This is a genomic window from Mesorhizobium sp. M6A.T.Cr.TU.014.01.1.1 (assembly GCF_004022765.1).
Taxonomy (GTDB): domain Bacteria; phylum Pseudomonadota; class Alphaproteobacteria; order Rhizobiales; family Rhizobiaceae; genus Mesorhizobium; species Mesorhizobium mediterraneum.
Window position 1 is genome coordinate 1 of sequence record NZ_RZPG01000162.1, and the last position, 315, is coordinate 315.

Here is a 315-nt window from a genome sequence, read left to right on the forward strand (position 1 = left end):
CTACAACGTCTTTGCCCGCTCGATAGCCGGCTATCGGCAGATCCTCGCCGATGCTGCCGCCGGGGTCGAACGGCTGGTCAGCCGCGACCTCGACTTCCGCACCGTCGCGCCGGCAACGCCACTGGCGGCGGAGTAGCGCCATGGGAAGCAGAATCCGACAGACCATTGATGACGATCTCGAGGAAAGCCACGAGATCAACGTCACCCCGTTCATCGATGTCATCCTGGTGCTGTTGATCATCTTCATGGTCGCGGCGCCGCTGGCCACGGTGGATGTCAATGTCGACCTGCCTGGTTCGACGGCAACGCCCGCGC

At 63.5% G+C, this 315-nt stretch carries 1 protein-coding gene and 1 pseudogene; both read left to right on the forward strand.

Annotated elements, in window-relative coordinates:
• A pseudogene (locus EN885_RS34620) lies at positions 1-136 on the forward strand (tonB-system energizer ExbB); the annotation flags it as partial.
• Positions 137-140: 4 nt separating this feature from the next.
• Positions 141-315, forward strand: a 175-nt coding sequence (locus EN885_RS33420; RefSeq protein ID WP_206616897.1) for a biopolymer transporter ExbD, incomplete at its 3' end; no start/stop codon positions are given.